The 20,069-nt window shown below is 55.6% G+C and carries 14 protein-coding genes; 7 read left to right on the forward strand and 7 right to left on the reverse strand.

Annotated elements, in window-relative coordinates; genetic code table 11:
• Window positions 1-8 precede the first annotated feature (8 nt).
• The 7 genes from cphA (at window position 9) to GOV85_RS05705 (ending at window position 12,352) form a co-directional block, all read left to right on the forward strand.
• Window positions 9-2,810: a cyanophycin synthetase gene (cphA, locus tag GOV85_RS05675; protein WP_171175831.1), complete on the forward strand. Its 2,802-nt coding sequence runs from the start codon at window positions 9-11 to the stop codon at window positions 2,808-2,810.
• 14 nt (window positions 2,811-2,824) lie between these two features.
• A complete protein-coding gene (locus tag GOV85_RS05680; protein WP_171175833.1) occupies window positions 2,825-4,561 on the forward strand; it encodes a Mur ligase family protein in 1,737 nt (578 codons plus the stop codon).
• A gap of 359 nt (window positions 4,562-4,920) precedes the next feature.
• Window positions 4,921-5,868 (forward strand): ornithine cyclodeaminase family protein, encoded by a 948-nt coding sequence (locus GOV85_RS05685; protein ID WP_171175835.1) that lies wholly within the window; start codon window positions 4,921-4,923, stop codon window positions 5,866-5,868.
• A 249-nt stretch (window positions 5,869-6,117) separates the two neighbouring features.
• On the forward strand, window positions 6,118-7,917 hold the full coding sequence (locus tag GOV85_RS05690) for an NAD(P)/FAD-dependent oxidoreductase (RefSeq protein ID WP_171175837.1): 1,800 nt from the start codon (window positions 6,118-6,120) through the stop codon (window positions 7,915-7,917).
• A 287-nt stretch (window positions 7,918-8,204) separates the two neighbouring features.
• Window positions 8,205-8,825, forward strand: a complete 621-nt coding sequence (locus GOV85_RS05695) for a trans-aconitate 2-methyltransferase (protein ID WP_170791675.1) — start codon at window positions 8,205-8,207, stop codon at window positions 8,823-8,825.
• Between the two features lie 204 nt (window positions 8,826-9,029).
• Window positions 9,030-10,739: an adenylate/guanylate cyclase domain-containing protein gene (locus tag GOV85_RS05700; protein ID WP_371810829.1), complete on the forward strand. Its 1,710-nt coding sequence runs from the start codon at window positions 9,030-9,032 to the stop codon at window positions 10,737-10,739.
• Between the two features lie 329 nt (window positions 10,740-11,068).
• The gene (locus GOV85_RS05705; protein WP_171175848.1) at window positions 11,069-12,352 is read left to right on the forward strand and encodes an adenylate/guanylate cyclase domain-containing protein; all 1,284 of its coding nucleotides are present in this window, start codon (window positions 11,069-11,071) and stop codon (window positions 12,350-12,352) included.
• Between the two features lie 255 nt (window positions 12,353-12,607).
• Here GOV85_RS05705 and GOV85_RS05710 read toward each other — a convergent pair whose 3' ends face one another.
• The 7 genes from GOV85_RS05710 to GOV85_RS05740 all read right to left on the reverse strand — a co-directional run bounded on the left by GOV85_RS05710 (window position 12,608) and on the right by GOV85_RS05740 (window position 20,056).
• Window positions 12,608-13,942, reverse strand: a complete 1,335-nt coding sequence (locus GOV85_RS05710; protein WP_171175851.1) for an adenylate/guanylate cyclase domain-containing protein — start codon at window positions 13,940-13,942, stop codon at window positions 12,608-12,610.
• Window positions 13,943-14,261: 319 nt separating this feature from the next.
• On the reverse strand, window positions 14,262-15,569 hold the full coding sequence (locus GOV85_RS05715) for a TRAP transporter large permease subunit (RefSeq protein ID WP_171175853.1): 1,308 nt from the start codon (window positions 15,567-15,569) through the stop codon (window positions 14,262-14,264).
• Window positions 15,569-16,066, reverse strand: coding sequence for a TRAP transporter small permease (locus tag GOV85_RS05720; protein ID WP_254442953.1), 498 nt, complete (start codon window positions 16,064-16,066; stop codon window positions 15,569-15,571). Before GOV85_RS05720 ends, GOV85_RS05715 begins: the two co-directional genes overlap by 1 nt.
• A 65-nt stretch (window positions 16,067-16,131) precedes the next feature.
• The gene (dctP, locus tag GOV85_RS05725; RefSeq protein WP_245223201.1) at window positions 16,132-17,139 is read right to left on the reverse strand and encodes a TRAP transporter substrate-binding protein DctP; all 1,008 of its coding nucleotides are present in this window, start codon (window positions 17,137-17,139) and stop codon (window positions 16,132-16,134) included.
• A gap of 99 nt (window positions 17,140-17,238) precedes the next feature.
• Window positions 17,239-17,850: a 3-isopropylmalate dehydratase small subunit gene (leuD, locus tag GOV85_RS05730; RefSeq protein ID WP_171175859.1), complete on the reverse strand. Its 612-nt coding sequence runs from the start codon at window positions 17,848-17,850 to the stop codon at window positions 17,239-17,241.
• Complete coding sequence (gene leuC, locus GOV85_RS05735) at window positions 17,850-19,256, reverse strand: 3-isopropylmalate dehydratase large subunit (protein ID WP_171175861.1); 1,407 nt, start codon at window positions 19,254-19,256, stop codon at window positions 17,850-17,852. The genes leuD and leuC overlap by 1 nt, the downstream gene beginning before the upstream one ends.
• Window positions 19,253-20,056 (reverse strand): GntR family transcriptional regulator, encoded by an 804-nt coding sequence (locus GOV85_RS05740; protein ID WP_068341278.1) that lies wholly within the window; start codon window positions 20,054-20,056, stop codon window positions 19,253-19,255. Before GOV85_RS05740 ends, leuC begins: the two co-directional genes overlap by 4 nt.
• Between the last annotated feature and the right edge of the window lie 13 nt (window positions 20,057-20,069).

The raw sequence follows: 20,069 nt of genomic DNA on the forward strand, positions 1-20,069 counted from the left end.
GGAGCCTCATGAAAATAATCTCGACCAATGTCTTTGTCGGCCCGAATGTCTGGGCAAGTTTTCCGGTCATTCGCCACGTCATTGATCTGGGCGTTCTGGAAGATTGGCCTTCGGCCAAAATTGGTTCCGAGTTTATTGATGCATTGACCCAGGCCCTTCCCGGTCTGGCGGAACATGGCTGTTCCTACCGCGAACCCGGTGGTTTCATCCGCCGATTGCGCGAAGATGAAGGCACTTGGCTTGGTCATGTTTTGGAACATTGTGCCATCGAAGTGCAGAACGTGGCCGGTTCGGATGTAACCTTTGGCCGCACGCGCGGCACAGGCGAACCCGGCCAATACAACATGGTTTACGAATACCGCCAGCGCGATGTTGGACTGGACGCAGGCAAGCTTGCAATGCGGCTGCTGATGCATCTATTGCCGCAATCCCTCAAGGAACAGGTGGACTACGACTTCGACCCGGAATTCAACTGGGATGACGAGTTGCGTAGCTTTGTGCTGCGGGCACAGCGCAAGGAGTTTGGTCCCTCAACCGGCTCATTGGTTAAGGCCGCGCAAGAGCGTGACATCCCTTGGATCAGGCTGAATTCTGGGTCATTGGTTCAGTTCGGGCACGGCAAATACCAGAAACGCATTCAGGCAACCATAACCTCTGAGACCAAGCATATCTCGGTCGAGATTTCCTGCGACAAGGAAGACACCCACAATCTGCTGAACGATCTGGGCCTGCCTGTGCCGCAGCAACGCATGGTCTATTCCGCGCGTGAAGCCGTGCGCGCCGCCGCACGGATCGGGCACCCGGTGGTGGTCAAACCGCTCGATGCCAATCATGGGCGTGGTGTTTCGATCAACCTGAACTCGGACGAAGAGGTCGAGGCAGGCTTTGCCGAAGCCAAGGAACATTCCCGCAGCCGCGCCATTCTGGTGGAAAGCTTCATCACCGGGTTCGATCACCGGATGCTGGTGGTGAACAACAAGCTGGTCGCTGTAGCCAAGCGCGTGCCGGGCCATGTAGTAGGCGATGGCACGCACACGATTGCCGAACTGGTCGATATCGTGAACGAGGATCCGCGCCGTGGCATCGGGCATGAAAAAGTGCTGACCATGCTGGAGATCGACAATCAGGCCAACCGCCTGATGGAAAATGCTGGCGTGACGGAAGAAACTGTGCTGCCTGACGGCGAGGTCTTCTATCTGCGATCAACCGCGAACCTGTCGACTGGCGGCACGGCCATTGATCTGACGGATGTGGTGCACCCAGACAACCGTGACATGGCCGAGCGTGCCATCATGGCCGTCGGGCTGGATGTGGGCGGCGTCGATTTCCTGATCGACGACATCACCAAATCCTACAAGGATATCGGCGGCGCGATTGTCGAGGTGAACGCCGCCCCTGGTTTCCGGATGCACGTGGCACCGTCCGAAGGTCAGCCGCGCGACGTGGCGGGCAAAGTGATCGACATGCTGTTTCCGGCCACCGAGGAAACCCGCATTCCCATCGCGGCAATCACCGGAACCAACGGCAAGACGACCACTTCAAGGATGCTGGGGCACATCATGAAAACCAGCGGCAAGACCGTTGGCATGACCTCGACCGATGGCGTTTATGTTGACGGCAAGCTGAGCGTGAAGGGCGACATGACGGGACCTAAGTCGGCACAGATCGTTCTGCGCGACCCGGCTGTCGATTTTGCGGTGATGGAAACCGCACGCGGCGGACTTGTGCGCTCGGGTCTGGGCTATCAGCGCTCGAACGTAGCGGCCTGCCTCAACGTCTCGGCAGATCATCTGGGTCTTGGCGGCATCAACACGGTTGAGGAACTGGCCGTTGTCAAACGCGTGGTGGTGGAAAGCGCCACTGACACGGCAGTTCTGAATGCCGATGACATCAACTGTTTGAAAATGGCCGACTATGCCGGTGCGGATCAGATCTTTTATGTCACCACCAATCCGGGGCACAGCCTGGTCAAGGAACATATCAAGGCGGGCGGCAAGGCCATTGTGCTTGAAAAGGGCATGAATGGTGACATGCTGACCATTTATGACAACGGTCTTCATATCCCGGTGCTGTGGTCGCATCTGATCCCGGCGGCATTGGAAGGCAAGGCCATTTTCAACGTCCAGAACGCGATGTTCGCCGCCGCGATGGCCTATAGTTTCGGAGTGGATCTGGACAATATCCGCCATGGGCTGCGCACCTTCGACACCAGCTATTTCCAGGCACCCGGGCGGATGAATGTCTATGACGAGCATCCCTTCAAGGTGATCCTCGACTATGGCCACAACCCTGCCGCGCTCAAGGCGATGGCGGCTCTGGCCGATCAGTTGGAGGTCAAGGGCCGAAGGCTGTGCGTTGTTGCGATGCCCGGCGACCGGCGCGATGAGGATATCATCGACGGGGCCGCCGCATTGGCCGGGCATTTTGATCATTTCATCTGCAAGGCAGATGACCGCCGCCGGGGCCGTGGACACGACGAAGTACCGCAAATGATGCGGCAGGCCCTGATCGACAACGGCGTCGATGATGCCGCGATCACGATCATCCCGGATGAGGTCAAAGCGGTGACTGCAGCGTTGGAACAGGCCGCACCGGGCGATCTGCTGGTGATTTTCGGTGATGACACAACGCGCTGCTGGAAGCAGATCATCTATTTCAACTCCGATAGCGAAGCGCCGGTCACAGAGGCTGCGCCGGTGGCAAGCCCCATCGACACCTCGTTCGAGGACATGTTCGAAAGCGACCAGAACCTGATCCGGGATGCGCGCGGCGTGCGCCTGGCCCGCGACATCAGCGAAGACGCGGATTAAGCGGGGGTACCGGAATGGACCGGATCGAAGAGCTTGAAAACGCGCTGACAATTGAAAGCGCGTACGCCGATCATATCCGGGTAGACGATGCCCGACGCTTGACCGGGCCGGGACTGTTGTGGAACCGCCCCGGCGCGGTGATGGATGTGTTTTTCACCGATACCGGCACCGCGCAGGTCACTGCTTTGTGGGAAAAACACGCGCGCCGCGTGCTGGACGCACTTGGCTGGCAGGATCAGGACGTAACCCACCGCAGTTTCACCGGTGGCGTCAATCTGGCGATTTCAGCACCGATGGATCAGCTCTATTCCGCGATCTTCGCGGTGCAAACCGTCTGGCATTTCTGTGCTGCCGAACTGTTGGCATCCGAGCCCGGCGATTTCGATCAGATGGTTGCGGATGTCAAATGCGTTATGGAGAAGGAAGCCAATCCCGCGCTGATCGCCCTGATTACGGCAGCAGAAGCGCATGGTGTGGATATCCTGTGCGATGATGACGAAGTGTCGATCGGGCACGGTACTGGCAGTCAGACCTGGCCGGTCGATGCGCTGCCTACCCCCGATGACTTGGACTGGTCGGCTCTGCACAATATCCCGGTGGCCTTCATAACCGGAACCAACGGCAAAACAACCACAACCCGTTTACTTGAGGCGATCGCCCGCGCTTCGGGCAAGGTTGCCGGGCTGACCTCGACCGAATTTGTGCGGGTGGGAGACGACATTCTCGACCGTGGCGATTATTCCGGCCCCGGCGGCGGGCGAATGCTGTTGCGTGACAAAAGGCTGGAGGTCGCCTGTCTGGAAGTCGCGCGCGGAGGTATCCTGCGCCGGGGTCTGCCGACCCGCGCGGCAACGGCAGCGGCGGTCACCAATGTGGCAAACGACCATCTGGGGCAATACGGGGTCAACACGGTGCCGGAACTGGCTCAGGCCAAATTCGCCGTGCATCGCACGCTGGCCGAGGGTGGCGTGCTGGCACTGAATGCCGATGACTTGTATGTCCGCGCAGAAGCGGAAAATACATCCGCAAATATCTGGTGGTTCTCGCTGGATGCGCAGAACAACCTTGTCCGTCAGGCGCGTGATGCGGGCAAGTGCTGCGCCTATGTGCAGGAGGGAGATATCGTCTTTTTCGACGGTGCGGTCGAACAGGTAGTCATTGCAGTTTCCGATGTTCCGCTGACCATGGGCGGCGCTGCGAATTACAATATCCTGAACGCGCTGGCGGCCCTGTGCCTTGCCTTGGCACTGGACTTGCCCGTTCAGGGGGCTCGGGATGGGTTGGCCGGGTTCAAACCCGACGCCAAGGACAACCCCGGACGCTGCAACGAGTTTAGTTACAATAATGCGCGTGTTTTTGTGGATTTTGCGCATAACCCGCACTCGATTTCGGCCGTTTGCGATGCGCTGTCAAGCCTACCGGCGAAACGGCGTTACATTATGCTCAGCCATGCTGGCGATCGGTCGGATCAGGATATTCGGGACGTTACCGCAACGGCGTTAAATTTCCAGCCCGACGTAGTCGTCGCAGCCGAACTGGAAGGGTATTTAAGAGGTCGCGAATTGGGAGAAATCCCGGACCTGATCAAAAAATCCGCCTTAGAACAGGGATATGACGCGCAACAAATCCTGAGAGCATCTTCGCCCTCTCTAGCTGCCTCGATGATATTGGAAAAGCTGGAACCGGGTGATCTTGCCTTGCTGTTGGTCCTGTCCGAACGCGACGCCGTGCTCGCGATGCTCGACGGATAAACAGAGCCGGGTGCCGGTGTCACGCAGTTGTAGCTAGCACACGGCGATGTAAGCGCGCGCAAATGCAAACAGGCAGGGAAGTATGCACCAAAAATGTTGCACCTTCGAACTAAGACCGATCGGAGGCGGACTACGGTGCAGAACCCGCCAAGTGATCGTTGCGCAGTATCCGGTACTTTGGGCTCAGTGGAGACTTTGAATGAATTCCACTCAACGACCGCAGTGCGGACGAAGCGGTCGTTAGAATTTAATTGCGTCTCCAAGATTACGGGGCCAAATTTCTTAGCCATTCATTGGGTCAAAGGGTTTATTGTTTCGGTTGTATTGAACCAGAGAACATAACCCGGCAGGACGCAAACATGACTTTTGAAGGAAAACCGATTTATCTATCTGACAAAGACTTGGAGGATTTAGGTATCCAGCCCTCCGAAGTAACCGAAGCCATCGAGCTTGCCCTGACAGCCAAGTCGGAGGGAAAACTTCATACTTCTCCCAAGACAGCCATCTTGCCTGGGGATGGACGATACGCAATGTCTACCTTGGCAATGGGAGATGATGGGTTCATCGTGACTAAACAAGTTACTGTATGCCCAAACAATCCGGTACGGGGGCTCCCGGCAATAAACGGTGCGATCATGGTTATGGACGCGCAAACCGGACTTCTCCGAGCTGTCTTGGGGGCGAACTGGATAACGGCTGTCAGAACAGCAGCACTGTCAATGGTGGCGGCTCGTCGGCTTGCTGAACCTAATTCTGAGACGGTGGCATTTGTGGGTGCGGGTGTGCAGGCTCACAGCCATTTGAAAGCGTTTTCGGAAATCTTTCCGCTGGCGAGTATTCGTGTGCTCGGGCGTGGCAAAGAGAATGTCGATAAACTTTGTAGCCATGCTCGGGATATGGGCCTTGAGGCCGAAACAGCCGCAAATGCCAAGGATGCCTTGCAGGGTGCCGATCTGGTGGTGACATCAGTAACACTGGATTATTCGATCAAACCCTTCTTGGATGCTCGCTGGCTCAAACCAACTGCCTTCGCCTCTATTACAGATGCCTGTATTCCGTGGGTTCCAGAGGGCATGACCGCCTTTAAAACTGTTATTGTTGACGACCGAAAACAGGAATTAGAGAGCGACAAGCCAATGCTGCCGTATCAGCAAGTCACTGGTGATTTGATGGAACTTGTTTCTGAAAAATTTGATACCTCAGCACGAGAGAATCCGGCTGCCTTCGCTTTCCGAGGAATATCATTGGGAGATTATGCCGCAGCGGTCCTTGCGGTTCGCCGGGCTGCCGAAGAACGAAGGCAGTGAGGTTAGCTTTTTGGTCACCGTTCCAAAAAATACGTTGACCGCTTTGGGCTCGATGCAGTCATTCGCCGAAGTTAAGCCGAACGACTGCAATGCGGACGTAGCGGTCATTGGCTTGAAGTCTTTTTAAACAACAGCGTCGTCCTTGCGGTCGGTTTGGTGCCAGTGTTCGGGACTCGTTAAATGTCTGGATTTTGAAAGCGCCCTTCCCATAGGCTGCTAACCAAAATGGATGAGCGATGGGAGGATGAAATGCTCGATACAACACTGACGGATCAGACACAGGCGTTTCTCGACGCGTTCGGCGAGGCACTCGATAAAGGAGATGTTGAAGCTGCCACCGAGATGTTTCAGGATGACTGCTACTGGCGCGATCTAGTGACCTTCACTTGGAACATCAAAACAGTCGAAGGAAAAGGTCAGGTAGCCGATATGTTGCGGCACCAATTGGCGACGATCAAGCCAAAAGGATGGAAGGTCGCGGACGGCGAGGTTCCGACTGAAGACGGTGGCATCACGACAGCATGGATCGAATTTGAAACTGAGGTTGCGCGCGGTTACGGTTTAATCCGTCTGAAGGATGGGTTGATCTGGACGCTGCTGACCACGATGGTCGAACTCAAAGGATACGAAGAACCTAAGGGCTTTCAACGTCCTCTAGGAGCTAAACATGGAGCTGGGAAACACCGCACGACCTGGAAAGAAGAGCGGGAACAAGAAGAGGCGGAACTCGGATACAAGACGCAACCTTACTGCCTGATCATTGGCGGCGGACAGGGCGGTATTGCTTTGGGTGCACGTCTTCGCCAGCTCGGCGTGCCTACTATCATTGTGGAGCGCAACGAACGCCCCGGAGACAGCTGGCGCAAACGCTACAAATCCCTCTGCCTACATGACCCGGTCTGGTACGACCATCTGCCTTACATCAAATTCCCAGAGAATTGGCCGGTCTTCTCACCCAAGGATAAAATCGGTGATTGGCTCGAAATGTACACCAAGGTGATGGAGCTCAACTACTGGACACACACGACCGCCAAGTCCGCCAGCTATGACGAGACAACCAAGGAATGGACGGTCGTTGTAGACCGCGACGGCGAGGAAGTAACGCTGAAACCCAAACAGCTTGTCATGGCAACGGGTATGTCAGGCAAGGCCAACATGCCGAGCTTTCCCGGAATGAATAAGTTCAAAGGCGATCAGCACCACTCATCGCAGCATCCAGGCCCAGACAAGTACAAAGGTAAAAAGGCAGTTATCGTTGGATCAAACAATTCCGCGCATGATATCGCCGCAGCCCTTTGGGAGAATGACGTCGACGTCACCATGGTTCAGCGCTCCTCGACGCATATTGTGCGGTCCGATACTTTGATGGAAATCGGGCTCGGGGATCTATATTCCGAACGGGCCGTCGAAGCCGGCATGACGACCGAAAAGGCAGACCTTATCTTCGCTTCGCTGCCTTATGCGATCCTACATGAGTTCCAGATTCCAGCCTACGCTGCGATGAAGGAACAAGACAAGGAGTTCTATGACGGGCTTGAGAAAGCAGGGTTTTGGCTTGATTGGGGCGACGACGATTCCGGTTTGTTCATGAAATATCTGCGCCGTGGATCAGGCTACTATATCGACATCGGCGCCAGCCAGCTCATCATTGATGGAGAGATCAAGATAAAGCGTGGTCAGGTTGTTGAGGTCGACGAAACCGGCGTAATCTTGGATGATGGAACACATCTCGACGCAGATGTCATTGTCTATGCAACTGGCTACAATTCGATGAATGGTTGGATTGCAGATCTGGCTGGTCAAGAAATGGCTGACAGAGTCGGGAAAGTATGGGGTTTGGGATCGGATACGACGAAGGACCCTGGCCCTTGGGAGGGGGAACAGCGCAACATGTGGAAACCTACACAGCAAGAAGCTCTATGGTTTCACGGCGGGAATCTGCATCAGTCGCGCCACTATTCGCAGTTTCTATCGCTGCAGATAAAAGCTCGAATGGAAGGTATCGAAACGCCTGTTTATGGTCTTCAAGACGTACACCATTTGTCTTAAACGTCGTCGGGCCGGAGCTTTTCCGGCCCCACTTTCCCAAAAGATTACACCCTAAAAAGAACTATCCCTTCAGCAAATCAAAATCAGAAGCGTTCGCAAGATAGACTGCGCGGCTTGTAGTCGAAACTCAGGACTATATTTATTTCTAATGTTCCACCAGATGAGTGACGGCTTTGGGCTCGAAGCAGTCTTTCGTCGCGTAATGCATCAATGACCGCTGTGCGGACATTGCAGTCATTGACCTAAAGTTACATGATCACCACCTGACGGGATCAAGTGGAGACACCATGGCAGACGAGAGAGTGAGCCACTGGGAGGAGGTCTACCGCGAGAAAGACGATACCCAGCTGAGTTGGCATCAGGATGATCCCTCGATCTCGTTGGAGCTCTGCGACGTGGTCGGCGTCGATAATGCCTCTTCTGTGATAGACATAGGCGGAGGCACTTCACGCTTCGCAGAACGCCTGATCGAAAGAGGACTGAGCGACGTTTCTGTGCTCGATGTATCCAAAGCTGCGCTTGATCGATCTCGTGGACAACTTGGCGCCGTAGGCGAGCAGATTGAATGGATCGCAGCCGATGTCACAACCTGGAGCCCGGAGAGAAGCTATGATCTATGGCACGATCGCGCCGTATTTCATTTCCTTGTCGATGAGGACGACCGTTCCGCCTACCGGGACCAGTTGTACCGCTGCCTTCTCCCAGGTAGCCATGCGATTATCGCAACGTTTGCACTCGATGGTCCGAAGAAGTGCAGCGGTTTGCCAATCGTTCGCTATGATCCAGAGGGGCTATGCGAGGTATTAGGCGATCGTATTTCCCTGGTCACGCATCGGAAGCACACACACCATACTCCTTGGGGAAGCTCTCAGTCCTTCCAATTCAGCTTGTTACGCGTGGGCCAGTAGCGCTGCTGTTGCGCTGCTAATGCGCTTCGGCACGACTGTGACATCCAATGGCCTTGCTCATGCCTTCGCTGCAACTTTACTCATCCGGCGGCCGTCTTGCGGGCGAAGTCGCCCTTCGGTTTCTTTCCAAGCCTGCGCATGATAATCTTTGATAATTACACTTTGCTCGGAGGAGGATGACCTCTGAAACGCAGGCTGACCGCCATACTAGCAGCCGATCTGGTTGGGTATTCCCGCCTTATGAACTCGGATCAAAGCGGAACGCTCAGCGCGTTGCGAGAGTTTCGATCTGGGCTTTTTGACCCTTCTGTAGTCGCGCATCGCGGCAATTTAGTGAAATGCATGGGGGATGGTTGGATAGTCGAGTTTCCATCAGTCTCTGACGCTGTGACCTGTGCTGTCGCCATTCAGAACTCTTTGGCCAGCCAGAATACACTGAAGTTGAGAATTGGGATACACACAGGTGAAGTCGTTTTCGAGGAGGATGATGTATTTGGTAACGGCGTTAACGTCGCCGCTCGTTTGGAAGCGCTTGCCGAAGCCGGGCAGGTTCTCATCTCCGGCTCCGCCTATGAATGCCTGGACAGCAAAACGGCTTGCGCGTTCCAAGGCGGAGAAAACCGTGAGCTTAAGAACATTGATCGACCGGTGCCAGTCTGGTGGTGGGGGGACGCCGAGTCTGTAGATCCGCTTTTTGATTCTGAACCGCCCGGGTCCCCTGACGGAACTGCGATCGCCGTATTACCATTTGACAACATTTCAGGCGACCCTGAACAGGAATATTTTTCGGACGGGTTGTCCGAAGACATAATTACGGCTCTGTCGAAACACCACTGGCTCGAGGTCGTCGCGCGCAACACGACCTTTGCCTACAAGGGAAAATCCCCGAATGTTCGGCAGCTCGCCGATGACTTGGACGCCGACTACGTTGTCGAAGGCTCGGTCAGAAAAGCGGGTGCGCGCATTCGAGTCACGGTTCAGCTGATTGACGCATCGACTGGCAACCACGTGTGGGCGGAAAAATATGACCGTCAGTTGGAAGACATCTTCGATGTTCAGGACGAGATCACGGAAACAATTGTTGGCAGACTGGAGCCCGAGGTCGGAAATGCGATCCGGCGCAAGTTAGAAGATACGCCGCGCCGAAACCCCCATGCCTGGGACTGCTATCATCTTGGGCTTGCGCACTTTTACAAGTTTACTGCCGTAAGCAACCGTGAAGCTCAGAGGTTGTTTCTCCAAAGCCGCGAACTGGACCCCAGTTTTCCCGAGGCACACGCCTGGTGGGCCTATGCCACGATTCTCGGGATGGTGTATTGGGACACGGAACCGGATTCTGCCCTTATGGACGAAGCGCTGGCTGCCGCACGCACCGCCGTTTCAATGGATAACCAGAATGCGCTGCTCTACATGCTGATGGGCAGAGTCCAACTGGCCCGCCGGGAATACCGCAGCGCGCTGGCTGAGAATGAAACTGCAATCAAATTGAACCCGACGCTGGCTCCAGCATATTGCGGATTGGGAGACTCACTTTCCTATGAGGGACGATACGAAGAGGCGATTGCCAATTTCGAGAAAGCTGTGGAGATGAGCCCTAACCATCCACAGCTTTGGGCCTTTCTGAGCTATGGCGCGCTGACTCTGCTTTTCGATCACCAGTTCGAGAAAGCTCTGGACTGGGCAGAGCGGGCTCGCGATGTGCCAAATTGCCAATACTGGGCCACCGCGCATGCAGTCGTGGCGCTTGCCAATCTCGGGCGGGACAAAGATCTGGCGAAGATGGTGCATAACCTAATGGTGGAAGAGCCGAAATTCTCGCGGTCATTCGCAAAAAATAAGCTGTTCTATCTGAAGCGGGACGATCAAATGGAACTTTACCTTGCAGGGCTTGCAAAGGCAGGTATCCCGGCCTGATTTTTCCTGTGATCGGCCCTTGCTTTGCCGCTTGTCTTGAATGCTTGCGTCAGGTCAAGCCGAATGACCGCAAAGGGCTCAAGGCAGTCATATGAGTCTTTCAGTCAGATGACGGCTTAGGAACGGAAAGCGGTCATTGATGGTGGTCATTCCGAGAAATTTCGCCCGAAGGTCTGCATTGAACGGCAGCGGTCTTTCGCTGCAACTTGCTTGAACTTCTACTTTGCGGACAAACCTGCCTCCGCCTGGCGTCCGCTCTGCAATTCTCTGGTCTCGCAAGCCTTGTGTGATATCCATGTTGAAATGTGATCAGGAACCGAGGGCAAATTGTGCCGGACTCACAGGACAACGCTTATGAACAAACCCTTCGAGCCGAACTTGTTCGAGCGCGTGACCGTGAGGCCGCGACGCGGGAAATCCTGACTGTCATAAGCCAAAGCCGCGACGATGAGACGCCAGTTTTTCAGACAATCGTAGAAAACGCAGCGCGGTTGTGTAGTGCTCCGATGACCTTTGTGGTTTTGATCAATGAGGACCATACCGAATGGAAAATTGCTGCTGCCACGGGGGAAGCGACTACTATGATGAAGGTCGGCAACGTCTTTCAAGTCGGCCGAGAATTTGCACCTTACAAAAGCGTCAAAACGCGTCGGATCGTCGAAGAACCTGATATACGCGAGACGGCGTTCTACAAATCCAGGCATGCGGATGCGATAAAATTGGTGGACGTCGATGGTATCCTGTCGCGTGTGTTCGTCCCGCTTGTTTCGCAGGGGAAATCTCTTGGCAATCTGGTTCTGCTGCGACGAGAGGTCGGCAAATTCGCACCTGACGACCTGCTTTTGGTCGATAACTTTGCCACCGAAGCCGTCATCGCCATCGAAAACGCGCGACAGTTTAGAGCCTTGGAAAAGCTGAATGCAGAACTTGGAGACCGCGTCGAGGAACAGGTAGGCGAGATTGAGCGAATGAGCCGTCTTAAACGCTTTCTTCCAAACGCTGTCGCCGACACGGTGATCTCCTCAGGCTCTGAGGCCTTGTTGAAAAGCCATCGCTCCCTTTTGGGTGTTATTTTTTGTGACATTCGTGGGTTCACGGCATTTTGCGAAACTGCGGAACCCGAAGAAACCATCGAGGTGTTGCAGACCTATCACGAGGAAATGGGGAAGCTGATCAACGCGCATGGAGCGGGCGTCGACCACCGCATGGGCGACGGGATTATGGTGCTGTTTAACGACCCGTTGCCCTGCGAGGACCCTGCCGGTGACGCGGTTAGGCTCGCGGTCGCGATGCGCGCTAAAATGGTTGAGTTGTCCAAGCAATGGAAGCGGCTTGGTCATAGACTTGGGTTTGGCGTGGGCGTATCGCTCGGATATGCAACTGTAGGCATGGTCGGGTATGAAGATCGATCAGACTACACCGCCTCGGGCACTGCGATCAACGTGGCGGCACGTCTCTGCGATATGGCCGAGGACGGTGAGATACTGCTCAGCACCCGCGCGGCGATCGCCGTGGAAGAGGAATTCCCGTCGGTTTCAGCAGGAGAGGTCACGCTCAAAGGTATCCGCGAACCAGTTGAGGTTTTCCGGATGACTTTCGACAATGCAGAGTAGAATAGCAGGCATTGGCGACGGTTGCTCTGAAGGCCGCTTTGGGCCTCAAGGCAGTCATCCGAGTCATTTTGTCAGATGACTGCTGTCGCGCGCTAAGCGGCCGTTGCTTGTCTGAAATTTCCGATTTTTGATTTGGGCGACCGCTTTCATGAAAACCAGACGCTAGCCAGAAATTGGCGAATGACTGAGTTGCGGGACGAAGGCGGCGTTCGCTGCGGCTCTGAATACTTCGAAAGTTTGCAAAAAACCGTATGTCTAGAGATGAACCGAATAGATCGACCACTTCTCCGAAAACCCCTTAAGCAGATGTTCGCCCTCATCCCTCAGGTTATGGCCTGAGCCGGCAACCAAGTCTCGCACGGTTCTGGAGACGAGCAATTGATCGGCTTCTGCTAGTGCTGATACGCGGGCGGCTAGATGGACAGCCACACCTGCTATTTCGTCGCCGCGAAGCTCACATTCCCCTGTATGCAAGCCACAGCGGACAGAAAGCCCCAAATCACGAGCGATGGAAACGATTTTCTTTCCGCATGATATGCCCCTGCCAGGACCATCAAAGGTTGCAAGCAGTCCGTCACCGGTTCCTTTTACCAGTCGCCCATTATGCTCAGTGATGGCTTGAGCACACAGTTGGTCATGTTGGTTAAGCAGGTCTTTCCACGCAGCATCACCCAATTGATGGGCAAGATCCGTAGATCCAACAATATCGGTAAACAAAATAGTCGCCAAAACTCGTTCGCTCGGAAGGAGGGGTTTCTCACCGGTGACGTAGGCCTGAATTTCTTCAATGATCCTTTCGGAGTCTCCAACCCAGGGAAAATGATCTTCCCCGGGCAGCTCCTTGAACTGGGCGCCTGAAATCCGATCTGCAATCCAACGCCCTTCTTCTATATGCGCGTCTCGATCACCAGTGCGGTGCAACACGAGAGTTGGCACGTGGACGGCGGGGAGAACATTGGTCAAATCTATCTCGGTATTCATCTTAAGAAGAGTCACAGCCGCACCGGGACTGGCGCTTCTCCTTAGGTATGCGCATGTCCGTCGCATAAATGCCTCATCATTGGCCTTGCTGGGCGCATAGTGCTCCAAGTCCATCAAGTTACCCCACTCTCGTTCGACGAACTCATAGTCCTTTTGACGTTCTTCAGGAGTGGGCGCCCAGGGATATTCCGGGCTCCATATGCGCTTGCCGAATGCGCCAAACATAACAAGCGCAGATGTTCGTTCAGGGTGTGATGCGGCAAAGAAAGCGGCTAGGTTGCCACCTTCTGAAAAACCGATCAGTGCCGCGCGCGACGAGTTTGCAGCATCCATAACCGCAAGCAAATCGTCAGCGCGTTCTTCAAGCGTAGGCAGTTGATCGTTTGAAACCCTGTCTGAAAGGCCAGTTCCACGCTTGTCAAAAAGGATCAATCTCGCAAACGACGCAATTCTGGACAAGAAACGGTTTAGCGTCGGTTCCTCCCAGCAAAGCTCCACATGAGAAACCCAACCAGGCACATAAACTACATCTAAGTCACCTTCACCGACCACCTGGTAAGCGATGTGAGTATCCCCGCTTTTGGCGTACTTGGTTTCAACTGGGTTCATCTCAGACTAGCGTTCTGCAGTTGGAAAAGTTGATCCAACATATCATACAGATATTGCGTAAGAGAGGTTGAGTTTCTTGTCAGCGAATTTGAGGGAATAGCCAGGGTCGCCAAAACTTCCGTTCTGGGCTCGATGCGGACATTCAGTTAATAACGCCCAATGTATGCAATGCGGACAAACCTGCCGTTTGCTTTCATTCAAAGCGAGCTCAGCGCGGGTTGCTCGCAGGGTCCTGCCTGAATATCGTCGAAAAACACGTGCGCACTGTCGGTCAGCGAACTTCACAAGAGCATTCGCGCGTCTTCCACAGAAGCAAGTCTCATAAGGATGGCAAGAACAGTGCCAGGTTTGGGAAAATGATCAGCAGAACGACCAGCAGGATCGAGCAGAAAATAAACGGGAATGCCGACGTATAGATTTCGCGCATCGTGGTTCCGGGCGGCGCGACGCCTTTCATCACAAACAGCAGCAACCCAAATGGTGGTGTGGTGAAGCTGATCTCGAGCGAAAGCAACATGATCAGACCAAACCAGATCGGATCAAACCCGAGCGTTTGCGCCAGTGGAAAGAAGATTGGCACGGTCAGCAACATGATCGAGATCTGCTCCATGAACATGCCAAGAAGCAGCAAGACAGCGAACATCACCGTCAGCATGGCCAGTGGGGCAAGTTCAAACGCGATGGCCCAATTCACCAATCCCCGAGACGCTCCGGAAAATGCCAATAGCTGGCTGAACGTGGCCGAGCCAAAGACAATCAAATAGGCCATCAACGTGACCTTTAGGGCGCCGATGACCGACTTTTTGATCGCCTCCCACGATAGGCAGCGAAATATGGCAGCCAGGATCAACACGCCCAATGCGCCAAACGCTGCTGCCTCGGATGGCGTAACAAAGCCTTGAATCATCAAGACGATAATCACGACCATGACGCCAACCATCGGCACGACCTCAGTCATGAGCAGTTTCAAGCGGTATGCCAATGACATCGGCTCGACGTCGTAGGCTGGCGCTGCGTCGGGATCCAGCCGGGTCTGAAGCCAGATCGTGCCAATATAGAACAAGGCGAGTATCAAACCGGGAATTACTCCGGCTATCAGCAAGGCTGCGACGTCTATCTGTGCGAGTGTGGCAAGAAGAACGGCAAGCGCCGAGGGTGGGATGATGATCGCCAAGCCACCCGTTCCTAAAATTGGTCCAATGCTCATATACGATTTGTATCCGCGGCGGTTCATTTCCGGCACCATAAGCGAACCTAAAAGCGCGGTTGAGCCCATGGACGACCCTGACAAGGTTGAAAACGCAGTGCCCCCCAGAACGGTCACATAACTCAGCCGTCCCGGCAGGCGGCCCAGCAATTTGTCTATCGCGCTGAACATGCGCCCGCCCAACCCGGTGTGGAAGAATATCTCGCCCATTAACAGGAACAGCGGGATTGGCATGAGCGCGTATTTGGTCAATGCGCCCAGCCCGTTGTTGAGGAGTTGCGTGACGCCTCGCTCACCCCCCATAAAAACCCAAGCGCCCAGAATGTTGGCCGCCAGAAAAGCCAGTGCCACGGGCATTCCGATGGCCATCAGGAACACTATTGACCCAAGCAGCAGGGCAAGCGCTTCGTACCACTCCATTATTCGTGTATCCCTGCTTCTCCGCTGTGCATCAGCTCAGGCCCGAAAACAAAGCGCGAAAACTCGATCGCCATCATTCCAAACGATAGCGGAAAGGCGATAGTCAGCATCCATCGGGGGAAATAGTAAGCGCGGGTGTCGTAGTCCCCGCGCTCGATATTTGTCAGGACCAGATCAGCCCCTTGCCAGGCGAGGATCAGGCAGACCAAAACGCAGGCGGCTGCCACTGTTCTGCTAACAATCCGGCGCAAACCAACTGGCAGCGCGGCCGTCACCAGTTCGATGTGGACGTGGCCCTTTTCCCGAACCAGCCAAGGCGCACCCAGCATGGTCATGTACAAAAGCCCGTATTCGGCAGATGTAAAAAGCCATGCAAAGGGTTGCAGCCCGGCATTTCGCATCAGAACTGACGTGATGACGGATAGCATCAGCCAAACCAGCAAAAGGCCAGCGACAATGGCCATACCAAACAGCACTGCGTCATAGGTCCTTTTCATCATCCCGCCTGCTCTGCCCCGAAAAGTGATAGGCCCGTCAGTCTGGAACGGGCCTGTCAGTGGTCTTAGTTCGCAGCGTCGAGATCGTAGAACAGCTCGATCAGGCGATCATAGTTATCGGTGCCGCCGGGTTGCTCGGCCATCAGGCCTTTCATACGCTCCCATGTCTTTTCGCGGGCCGCCGCAAGGTAGTTCGCCTTTGCCTCACCTTCCAGGCTAACAACCGTCATGCCTGCTGCGTCAAGGGCCGCAAAGTCTTCGTCGCGTTTGCTGCGCAAGGCTTCAACACTGTCCTTTTCGTGTTGGATCGCCACATCTTGCAGGATCGTGCGCGCCTCCTCAGACAGCGAGTTCCAGCGGTCGAGGTTCACGATGACGCCGAGATCGGTCGAGAAGAAGCATGGCTCAATGCGGTAGTTCAGGAACTCGTTCCATTTCAGGTCGATCAGGCCAATCTGGGTCCAGCCTGTCGCATCAACAACACCACGTTGCAGGGCCGAATACACCTCACCTGTGGGCAGGTCGATCACTTGCGCACCAAGATAGTTGGTGAAGAAAGCGTTGTAGACGTTGTTGCCGCGCAGTTTCAGCCCTTCAACTTCCAGATTACCGTCGGCATCAAAACTAGGCTCGTTGCGGGTCCAAAGGTTGTAGCAGACGCCACTATCGAACCAGCCGAGGTATTTCAGGCCCATTTTGTCCTGGTGAATCTGATCGATCAGTTCCGTTCCGCCATTTTCGCGCGTTTCAATCGCGGTCAGATTCGACGCGACCATCGCGTCTTTCTCGGGCAGCGCGCCACCGTAGAAGGAGCCTGGAGTGTAAACCATGTCAACAATTCCGTCGCGCACCGCATCGGGCTGTTGGAACATGCCAATGGCTTCCGGCCCGCCGCGCACGTCAATCTGGATGACCCCTTTGCCCGCTTCGTTAACTTTTTCGACAAAGTCCAGAAAACTCTGCGTATAGATCAGCGTTTCGGGAAAGGCGTGCACCGCCGAGATCGTTTCTTCGGCTTTGGCCGTTCCGGCGACGATCACGGCCCCTGCGATGAGGCCAGCCAATGCGTTCATCTTCATATTTACTCCTCCACTTGTTTCAGGGGCATTTTCTTGGTTTCCCCTAATTTCAGGTCTCTTGACCCGTGTTGCGTCGTCTTTGCGCGACGTGTCCTATTCCGGTTTGTTCGGCCAGGCCCAAGGGGCGGCCCGGTTGCGATTGTCCCTATGCGCGTTGATTGCCTGCTTGTGCTGCTGAGTCAGGTCGATGTCGTCCCAGCCGTTGATCAGTTTCACACGCCATCCTTCGTCCAGCTCAAAGGTCGCTGTTATGTCCCCAAGGGTTAGTCGCTTCTCGGTCAGATCAATCGAAGCAAGGACTGGGGCATCTTTCAGCGCATGCTGTAGCTGCGTCACCTTCTCGGCATCCACTCGCGCGGGTAGCAGGCCGTTATTGATGGCATTGTTGGCGAAGATGTCACCAAAACTGGGTGCGATGACCGCACGAATGCCTGCGTCGACCAGCGCATAAACCGCCGCCTCACGTGACGATCCGCTGCCGAAGTTATGTCCGGCAACCAGTATGCTGATCCCCTCGTGGCGGTTCAGCGGGAAGTCTGCTTTCAGCTGTTCATCATCGTCCCGCCGCATGTCGTGCAGAAGGTACCGGCCATACCCCTCGCTGCGCGGGACTGACATGAAACGCGCCGGGATAAGCTGATCCGTGTCGATATTGCCGATCGCCAGTGCTATGGCGTGCCCCTTTTGAGTGCTCCACCCCGCCATCACGCTGCCCTGCCCTGCAAAAGCGGCCTGACATCAGTGATTGTCCCTGTCACGGCCGCTGCGGCGACCATCGCCGGGGACATCAGATGCGTTCGCGCGCCGCGTCCCTGGCGTCCACGGAAATTACGGTTGGTCGAGGATGCGCAGCGTTTGCCTTCGGCCACAACATCTCCGTTCATGCCAACGCACATAGAGCAACCTGACGCGGCCCACTCCAACCCGGCATCTTGGAATATCCTGTCCAACCCTTCGGCTTCGGCCTGTGCCTTTACCCGCGCCGAACCCGGCGCGACAAGCCCCGGCACGCGCGCCCGACGTCCCGACAAAACCAAAGCAGCCTCGCGAAGGTCTTCAATACGCCCATTCGTGCACGAGCCGATAAAGACCTGATCCACCGGGATACCGTCCAAGGGCTGCCCCGGTCTCAACGCCATGTATTCCAATGCTTCGCGCACCGAATTGGACTTGGCTGGATCGGTGGGGTCTGGACCGGGAATGCTGGCCGTTATGGGCAGGGCCTGTTCCGGGCTGGTGCCCCACGTCACAGTAGGCGCAATGTCAGCTGCGCTCAGCGTAACCTCGCGGTCGAAAACGGCCCCTTCGTCCGTGATCAGGCCGCGCCACGCCTTTTGGGCGCTCTGTAGGTCTGCGCCCGAAGGCGCGTATTCACGCCCCTTAAGGTAGGCAAGCGTTACCTCATCCGGTGCCACCATGCCAAACCGCGCCCCGCCTTCGATTGAGAGGTTGCACAGTGTCATGCGCCCTTCCATCGACAGATCACGGATCGTCTGACCTCCGTACTCGATCGCATGGCCTTGCGCACCGCCGCTGCCCAATTGCCCGATCCAGTTCAGGGCAATGTCCTTGGCCGTAACGCCGAACCCCAAACGACCTTCGACGTTTATGCGCATTGCCTTGGGTTTTCGCTGCCAAACCGTCTGTGTCGCCAACACATGCGCTACCTCTGTCGCCCCAATCCCGAAAGCCAACGCGCCAAATGCCCCGTGAGTGGATGTGTGGCTATCCCCGCAATTGATAAGTAGCCCGGGCAATGTCAGACCCAACTCGGGCCCGATGACGTGAACGATGCCCTGCGACGGGTCGCTTAGATCAAAAAGTCTGATGTTGTGGTCCGATGCGTTGTTTCGCAAGGTTTCGATCATCCGGGCGATCTTTGGATCGGCAATCCGGTCTCGGTTTCTTGTGGGCGCGTAATGATCTGCAACCGCAAAGGTGAGGGCAGGTTCAGCCACGGATAGGCCACGCTCTGCCAGCTTGGCAAAGGCATGATGCGACCCTTCATGCACAAAGTGTCGGTCGACCCAAAGCAACGAAACACCATCCTCGCGCCTCAGAACCTCGTGCGAGGCCCAAAGTTTGTCGAGCATGGTGCGCGGTGCGCTCATTTCCCAGTCTCCTCGCTGCGTCCAATCGCAGGTTCCCAATGCCGGGCTGAACCGGTTCCCACGCGCGCCAAAGGCATTTCGAGCCGAAACATGTCAGAGCGATAGAGGCCGGAAAGATACTCAACCCCATTGCCTTCGACGTCCCGAACGATCCGCTTCAACGATAACAACGCCGAACCGACTGCAACGCCCAATGCCTCGGCCACATCAGGCCCTGCCAAAGTTGCTGAAACGGTCTGATGTGCCTCTTCAATTTGCACACCGCTGCGCTCCAGAAGTTTGAACAGCGGTGTCGTGGCGAGGTCGCTTTCCGAGTAGTTCTGCGCAATCGAAGCGGGAACGTAAGTCGTCAGATGTGAAAACGGCACATCATCAGTCAGGCGCACTCGCGTTGCGATCTGCACCTGCTGGTCGCTCGGTAGCCCCATGGCCGACGCCACCACCTCCGGAGCCTTGCCGTACGAAAAGGACAATAGCCGCGCGGCAGTGCTTTGCCCCATTTCGACCAGCTGCGGCATAAGCGTGTTGAAATCCATCGCCGCAGGTGCCCCAAGGGTAGATCGGCCGGAAACCCGGGTGCCGCTGCCTGCTTGACGTTCGATCAGGCCATTTCGTGAAAGCGCGTCCAGCGCCCGCCTTATGGTCACGCGTGAGACGCTGAACTTCTCGGCCAGCCGCTGCTCACCGGGCAGGGTTTCCCCTGCCGAAAGCTGTCCTTCGGTGATTTGATCATGCAGATGCAAGTAGACGCGTTGCGCCTTAGTCCCGTCCGGAAGATTGGCCGCGTTGATCTTGTTCACCCGTTGATTCCCC

This window comes from Ruegeria sp. HKCCA4633, assembly GCF_013034605.1.
Lineage (GTDB): Bacteria > Pseudomonadota > Alphaproteobacteria > Rhodobacterales > Rhodobacteraceae > Ruegeria.